This is a genomic window from Neobacillus drentensis (assembly GCF_036962765.1).
In the GTDB taxonomy this organism is placed as follows: domain Bacteria; phylum Bacillota; class Bacilli; order Bacillales; family Cytobacillaceae; genus Neobacillus; species Neobacillus drentensis_C.
Map to the genome: position 1 here is coordinate 1 of NZ_JBALOS010000106.1, position 5,503 is coordinate 5,503.

General features: G+C 41.9%; 3 protein-coding genes. All 3 read left to right on the top strand.

Translation table 11 applies throughout. From position 1 onward, the window contains the following. Window positions 1-913, top strand: a 913-nt coding sequence (gene larC / locus V7137_RS14495) for a nickel pincer cofactor biosynthesis protein LarC (RefSeq protein WP_335698747.1), incomplete at its 5' end; no start/stop codon positions are given. Window positions 914-1,248: 335 nt separating this feature from the next. Then, window positions 1,249-4,278 carry an efflux RND transporter permease subunit gene (locus tag V7137_RS14500; RefSeq protein WP_335698748.1) on the top strand — a complete coding sequence of 1,010 codons (3,030 nt, stop codon included), beginning with the start codon at window positions 1,249-1,251 and terminating at the stop codon, window positions 4,276-4,278. 200 nt (window positions 4,279-4,478) lie between these two features. Next, a complete protein-coding gene (locus V7137_RS14505; RefSeq protein WP_335698749.1) occupies window positions 4,479-5,207 on the top strand; it encodes a hypothetical protein in 729 nt (242 codons plus the stop codon). The last annotated feature ends 296 nt before the right edge of the window (window positions 5,208-5,503 follow it).

A 5,503-nucleotide genomic window follows, 5' to 3' on the forward strand; every position in this document is an offset into this window, starting at 1 on the left:
TGTTTTTCAAGTGATTGCTGAGGCAGAGGGTAAAATACATGGCATGGATCCAAAAGATGTCCACTTTCATGAGGTGGGGGCAATGGATTCGATTATAGATGTAATCGGGGTATGTTTGGCCCTTGAGAACCTAGGAATCGATAAGATCATTGCTTCGCCTGTTCCAACAGGATATGGGAAAGTCATGATGGCACATGGCCTTTATCCCATTCCTGCTCCGGCTACGGCTGAAATTTTAAGAGGAGTTCCTTTAGCAGATTTTCATGTAAGAGGAGAGTTAACAACTCCAACAGGAGCCGGATTTCTAAAAGCACTTGCTGATGAATATGGCCATATGCCTGCCATGTCAATTGAGAAGATTGGTTATGGGGCTGGAAAAAAGGATTTCAATCATCCGAATGTATTACGAGTTCTTCTTTATCAGGCAAATGAAGAACCTCAAAGAGAGACAATAACCATACTTGAGTGCCAGTTAGATGATATAACAGGGGAAACGTTGGGATATGTTATGGAAAAGGTTCTAAAGCAAGGGGCACTAGATGTTTATTTTACTCCAGTAACAATGAAAAAAAGCAGACCTGGTTCACTTATTACGGTTCTTACAAAGCCACAAGATAGTATAGCAATGGAAGAACTGCTACTTAAAGAAACTAGTACATTTGGTGTTCGTAGGTCCGAGTGCTCAAGAAGAATCCTATCACGTCGTTTTGAAAAGATAGAAACTCCTTATGGCGAATTGACTGTTAAGATTGGATACGAAGGAAATAGGATTTTCAAAATAACACCCGAGTATGAAGAGATAAAAGAAGCGGCTCTAAAGTACAATGTACCGCTACTAGAAATTTATTCAGTCGTCCAGTTGGAAGCAAGGAACGTGCTCGAGCCAGTTGTCAATCAGAAAACTTTGTCGTGAATTTAGTGTTAGGATAATTTTTAAAAGTAAATTATGGTTTAAAATTTTTATACGTTTTATGAACAGACAAGGCCCTTCTATGCAAATATAGAAGGGTTTTTGTTATTCCATTTTTCTTAATAATATGAAGAAAAGTATATCCCATCCTGGGGCCGCCATTACATTTACACTCCTGCTAGGACTATGTTCACAAGTGCAAATTACCCCCCCTCTAAACGATCTAAGATTAAAATATTGTAATTTTTATATAAATTTCCAAAATTTATGATGTAAAACATCGTGAGGGAAGGTATAATTTTCCTAGTTTGACAAATTTGTATATTTGGAGGTTATTTATGACGTGGTTTACTAAATGGGCATTGCGGAATAGAGCGGCTCTCGTTTTTTCTGTGATTGCCTCCTTAATTTTTGGGATTTTCAGTTACACGAATATCCCGATGGAACTCATGCCGTCAGCAGACCAGCCGTATGTGACGATTTCGGTGGTAGGTAACGGCATGGACGCAGTTAGTATGGATGAACAGGTCACACAGCCCATTGAAAAGGTATTAACCGGTATCAAAGGGAAACGAAATGTCGTGGCGGAAACGGGCAACAACTTTTCTCAGATGACGGTGACATTTGAATCCGGCACAAATCTGAAAGAAGCCAAGCAGCAGATTCAAGAAAACATCTCGACGGTAAATCTGCCACCTGGAGTTATGAAACCGTATGTTGTGCTGCTCAATACATCCCAGATTCCAGTCGTGTACATAGGACTTTCCTTTGATCAGGAAATTGGGAACAGGGAATTGAATCTCGTCGAAAACGAAATCCTTCCGATGCTAAAAGACATCAATGGCGTTGGAAATGTGATGACCTACGGAGGCAAAGACCAACAGGTCATGATTAAGGTAGACCCGGCCAAACTTGCCGCTGCCAAAATCTCTCTCGAAAAACTGTATACCATTCTCCAAGGAAGAAATGCATCGGTCGCTGTTGGCGAACAAACCTTGGAAAACGAGGCGACGAGCATCATCGTGACAGGAAAAATGGAGAGCCTTGAGGATGTGCAAAACCTTCAGTTGAACGCAGCCACTAAGCTGAAAGATATAGCTGACGTGACAATGGAAAAGGATACGACCAGCATTACGCATATGAATGGGAAGAATTTCATCGAAGTCATTGCACAGAAGGATTCAACCAGTAATGCGGTAACGGTGGGCAAGGGAGTAGCTGATGCTGCCAAGAAGATTAACGAGGACTATAAAGGAACACTGACCGCCACAGTATTTATTAATTTAGCGGATACGGTGCTTGATTCGATTAATTCGATGACACGAGAAGTCCTGACAGGGGCTTTATTTGCCACATTGATTATCTGGCTGTTCCTGAAAAGCTTCCGCATGACACTCATCACGATTGTCAGCATCCCGCTTTCTCTCTGCATCACGATGATTTTACTGTCTTTCTTTGGTGTAACTCTGAACATCCTGACCCTAGGCGGAATCGCGGTATCAGTCGGGCGGCTCGTGGATGACAGTATTGTGGTAGTCGAAAACATTTACAGAAGAAAACGGGGCAATGAGCTGACACCAGCCTTTATTGTAGAAGCTGTAAAAGAAGTGGCGGCTGCCATTACGTCATCTACTCTTACCACGGTAGCAGTGTTTCTTCCGATGATGCTTGCTTCTGGTAGTTTAAGAGATTTAATCGCGCCATTTGCGATTACGATTACTTGTTCACTACTTTCTTCCTTGCTGGTTTCTCTGACCGTTGTTCCGGCGCTCAGCGGAAGAATGATGAAAAAAGTGAAGGTCAAAGAACACAAAAACGATTCGTTCTATCCGTCTGTTCTGCGCTGGTCACTCAACCATAAATGGCTGCCCATCCTCATCTCGGTTGTCGTGGTCATTAGCTCGATTGGACTTTTTGCCACCATGCCAAAAGGCTCGGTCGACCAAAAAGACAGCGCCTATATATCGTTGCTGCTACGCTATCAAAATGGAACCCCATTTAAGGATATCGAAGGCGGATTAAAAAGAATGGAAACGATCCTTTCAAAAGCAGACGGGGTCAAAAATAACATTGTCCAAGTCGGAAATAATGCCGATGCGGCACAGTTTGGCGAGCTTCAGGATGCGAACCAAGTCCAGTTCATGGTCTTTTTGAAAGAAGGAGCGGATTCTGCTAAAATCGTTCAGGATCTGCGCAAGGAAAAAGATCAATTCCCAGGAGCGGAGTTAACGGCCAGCACCGCTGGACTCATGGGTGAGAATACAACCAAGGTATCCGTCGATGTCATCGGAAAAAATGAGGATGACATTAAATCAGCAGCGGATAAAATCAAGAAAAAATTCACGAGCATTGATGGCGTTCAAAAGGTGGAAACCAATGATGAAGATAAAAAGCCAACCGTGACCATTACTGTGAACCCAACCCTTTCAAACGCACAAGAAATTGCCCAGTCGCTTCATAGTATGATCGACCCGGCCGTAATTGGAAGCGTGAAAATCGACGGTCGGACCACCATAGTAAAACTTGGAGCGCTAAAAGAAATCAAAACGGCAGAAGATTTGAAACAGCTGCAATTGATGACGCCGGATGGGCCGGTTCAGTTGTCAAAGATTGCTAAAATTGAAACGTCAAATCAGCCTGGCACCCTTTATTCCAAAGACGGGCATCATTATCTTCAGGTAAGCGCAGCTGTCGATCCGAAGAAAATGGTGGATGTGACAGGCGAAATCAAAAAACAATTAGTAGTTTGGGAAAAAGACAACACATTCGGCGATGAAACCAGCGCGGAAATCACCGGTTCTGCCATGCAGTCCTCTGATGATTTACAGGAGCTTGCGAAGCTCGCCCTGTTCTCGATCGGCATTGTATTTATGATTTTGCTAGTAACCTTAAAATCTTTCCGGGCAAGTATTGCGATTTTATTAACCCTGCCGCTTGCCGCAATTGGATCTCTTTTAGGATTAGTAGTATCAAAATCCAGCATCGACATTTCATCAGGAATCGGCATGCTGATGCTGGTGGGAATCGTCGTGACCAATGCCATTGTTCTGGTGGATCGAATCCGCCATAACGAAACTAGCATGACCATCAGGGAAGCCATTATGGAAGCAGGAAGCGTTCGCCTTCGTCCAATCTTGATGACAGCGCTCGCCACCGTTTTTGCGATGGTTCCGCTATTATTCACGCACGAATCTGGCATGAGCATGAATCTCGTTTCCAAAGGCCTTGCCGTCGTGGTTATCTTTGGACTGATTGTGTCTACATTACTGACACTGATTGTCATTCCAACATTCTACGAATTGTTCCATTTCCGGAAAGTAAAAAAACAGAAACTCAGTAGCAGTGCAATATCATCTGAATTGATGTGAGGCACATTTTAAAAAATCAAGGAGAATAAAAAACAAAAGCAAAATCCCCGACATAACCACTGTTGGGGATTTTTTGCGAGCTATCAGGAGTTCAATATAAAAACAAGTTAAGTTTACTACCCCCATAAGACATTCTGGTTGGTTCGTATTCTATTAAGTATTCTATTAATATAATCACACACAAATACGAGGGGAATAACATGAACAAACTAACCAAGGGAGCCCTTTCCATGGTATTAGCGGGATCTGTTACGTTTTCTATCGCCAACGCTTTGTTAGCTGAACAACCTCTTAAAAGATTAGCAAAAGAGATTGCTTTACCTATATCCGCAGACCGGAAAAAAGCGGATGTAGTTAACCAAGTAGAAAAAAAGGTGAAAGTTCAAACGCCAACAACGAATGTGAAAAACCATGATATTGCAGCTATCCCAGTATCTTTTAAAAATAGCAATATGGCTAAAGCAGCCATTCAAACCGATAGGGAAAAATCCAGCAATAGAACGACAACAACTCCTGCTAATACGAATGAGACAACAACTCCAACGCATACGATACCTGTGACAAGTGCTAAAGCACCAACAACAACGAGTAAATCCACGTCGACGAGAACGGATACAACAAGTCCAACCACAAGGCCTGTTGCAATCACAAAGCCTGTTGCAACCACAAAGCCTACTTCAACAACGAAACCTGCGACAAGCGTAAAAGCACCACCAACAACGACAAGTACTAAACCAAAAAGTGTAACTACAAGAAAGACTAATACAGCAGCCACAAAAACTAATACGAAAAATGCGTCCACAACAAAAACTAATACAAAAAGTGCAACGACAACCAATACCAACCGTGGACAACAAGTTTCTCAAGCAGCAAAAGAAAGAGCTGCGAACCGTAAGGCTACAAATGAAAACACTGGAAAGAAAATGTAATGATTTCAAAAGGATTACTGAAAGAGTAACAGGTTTCATTTTGAGGTGAAGACGGACTAATACTCATACAAAAACACCTATGAATTCACTCGTTAATTCACACATAAAAAAACCTATCCAATCAGGTGCAATGTAGTTTTTGTCCCTCATTAATTTTATGAAGGACAATTCATCAGGAATGTAATTAAGTTTTGTCCTTCATCGGTGGTATGAAGGACAGTTTTTTAGATATCTTAATAGGTTTTGTCCTTCATCGGTGTTATGAAGGACAGTTTTTTATAAATCTTAATAGTTTT